Raw genomic sequence first — 2,078 nt, forward strand, 5'->3', positions numbered from 1 at the left:
CTTCTGGGGACTACCAGCCCTCGCGTTCGCTCTCCATGGCTGGCAGCGTAAGTGGCTGGTATTTAATGACACGGACAATAAACCAGCAGCATTAAAACATCATAATTTATGATGTCGTTGCCGGCAAGTTTGAGCCTGAATAAAAAACTGTCAAGGTTGAGCTGGGTTTATAGGGCGTTACATAATAGAAAATAATTTATTTAATATTCAGGAGAATATATAAGTGAATGATGTTGAATATGCAGGGTTTTGGATTAGAACAGGTGCAGCAATTATTGACTCAATTCTCATGCTGATAATAGTTTTACCTTTAATGATGGCTATATATGGCGAGGATTACTGGCTAAGTGATTCCTTTATTCTAGGTTTTTGGGACCTTCTCTTAAACTACATACTTCCTGCTATCGCTGTAATTGCTTTCTGGACATACAAATCAGCCACTCCCGGGAAAATGGCAACAAAATTAACTATTGTTGATGCTAAAACAGGCCAAAAACCTTCAACAAAACAGCTTATCATCAGGTATTTAGGCTATTACGTTTCTATACTTCCTTTAGGTATGGGGTTAATTTGGGTTGGTATTGATAGCCGAAAACGGGGATTTCACGACATGCTTGCGGGGACGGTTGTTATTAGAAGAACCAAGCCTGAACCCGTTAAATTTGAACGTAAATTATAAAATTCGACAGTGTCACAACAGATAAAATCACATGTAATTTATTAGAAAAACAAAGAGGAAAACTAATTGGATATTGAAAAACTCAGACAATAGTTAATTAATGGAAAGATTAGTTTAAGCGAATCGCCACAAATCATCATTCAAAAAGGGAAGTTAACGCAAGCGACACCCTACGAGATTAAGTGTGGCTGGCAAATAGGATATGCTAATGACTGCGACATGCAATGGACAGCCTTTTATACCCAAGTATTTGAATTCCTAGAAAAACAACAACTACCACCTGAAGAAGAAACAATATTAAATAGCTTATCGACGCAAGACAAACACTGGGATTGGTTTAAAAAAGCCTGCAGGCATAAAACGGATGAATATGAATGGTTCTTTTTAATGGCTGAAGATAAACCTCAGGGTGTATGTGTTATATTCCACCCAAAAGCCTCAAAGCTATCCACTGGCGATATTTTTTATATTGAATATCTAGCCGTTGCTCCGTGGAATAGAGATAGCTTGTTTAATAACAGGGCGTTCAAAGGCGTTGGAACCTTGCTTTTAAAATGCGCTATCACGTACGCCACCGAAACACTCAAGTTACAGCCTGGCTTTTCGTTACATGCACTAGAGCAAGCTGAGGGATATTATTTGCACATAGGCATGATCCATCTTTCATCAGAAGATAAGCATGATTTAAAATTTTTCGAGATGGAAGCCGATACAGCCCAAAAAATGGTATCAACAACATGAAAAATTTGAATGATATTGATGATTTTGAGCTTAAAAACAGCACACAAAGCGATGACATTAATACCCTGTACCAAAAATACAGAGAATTTAAAAGAGCGCTCAAACAAATCCCCTTAAAAACGCTGCAACACAATAACTGGTTAAGTAACTATGGCTCTATGTGAAATACAGTGGGTAGTCGAATTTTAACTTACCACAAAGAAAGTAAATCATATTGATAAAATTATTAATATTACGATAACCTCTTGCTCGTCGTTTGGTCAGTTGGACCTTGCTATTAATTCCCTCAAGAATTCCATTTGTAATCTTCGTTTCAACGAAATGAATAATGCCAGACCAATGACTCCGAACGGTCTTTACAAACTTCATAAATGCTGAGATTTTAGATTTTTCTACTTCTTCACACCACTGCTTTAGAAAGGCTTCAGCCGATACTTTATCGGGCATTGACCATAAGTCATTAAAAAGCTCTTTCAATCGATATGCCTGCCCTAACGTAGGATATAGGTCAATCATTTCAGCTAATGAAACTTCTTGTTTATTGGTTAAGTTTTCTCGGTTCCTTAAAAAAGTATATTTGTGTCCTTTGAGTGCATCATGCTCTTTACGCTCACTAATCCTGACTTGATTCATTGCTTCATTTAATAATTTGACAACA

4 protein-coding genes are annotated in these 2,078 nt (G+C 37.1%); 3 read left to right on the forward strand and 1 reads right to left on the reverse strand.

What is annotated here, in order from left to right; all coding sequences use genetic code 11:
• Positions 1-223: 223 nt before the first annotated feature.
• From CDZ78_RS14075 to CDZ78_RS22105, 3 genes are all read left to right on the forward strand, one after another.
• Positions 224-679 (forward strand): RDD family protein, encoded by a 456-nt coding sequence (locus tag CDZ78_RS14075; RefSeq protein ID WP_087870579.1) that lies wholly within the window; start codon positions 224-226, stop codon positions 677-679.
• A gap of 219 nt (positions 680-898) precedes the next feature.
• Positions 899-1,420, forward strand: coding sequence for a GNAT family N-acetyltransferase (locus tag CDZ78_RS14080; protein ID WP_087870580.1), 522 nt, complete (start codon positions 899-901; stop codon positions 1,418-1,420).
• Positions 1,417-1,584 (forward strand): hypothetical protein, encoded by a 168-nt coding sequence (locus tag CDZ78_RS22105; RefSeq protein WP_167374311.1) that lies wholly within the window; start codon positions 1,417-1,419, stop codon positions 1,582-1,584. Before CDZ78_RS14080 ends, CDZ78_RS22105 begins: the two co-directional genes overlap by 4 nt.
• Here CDZ78_RS22105 and CDZ78_RS14085 read toward each other — a convergent pair.
• Positions 1,577-2,078: transposase (locus tag CDZ78_RS14085; RefSeq protein ID WP_140414074.1), on the reverse strand; the 502-nt coding region annotated here is incomplete at its 5' end. The two genes, CDZ78_RS22105 and CDZ78_RS14085, sit on opposite strands and share 8 nt — an antisense overlap.

The sequence above is a fragment of the Bathymodiolus platifrons methanotrophic gill symbiont genome (assembly GCF_002189065.1).
Lineage (GTDB): Bacteria > Pseudomonadota > Gammaproteobacteria > Methylococcales > Methylomonadaceae > Methyloprofundus.

Excerpts from the sequence above, each read along its gene's own strand:
- CDZ78_RS14080 (WP_087870580.1), top strand. The coding sequence starts at position 899 with ATGCAATGGACAGCCTTTTATACCCAAGTATTTGAATTCCTAGAAAAA.
- CDZ78_RS22105 (WP_167374311.1), top strand. The coding sequence starts at position 1,417 with ATGAAAAATTTGAATGATATTGATGATTTTGAGCTTAAAAACAGCACA.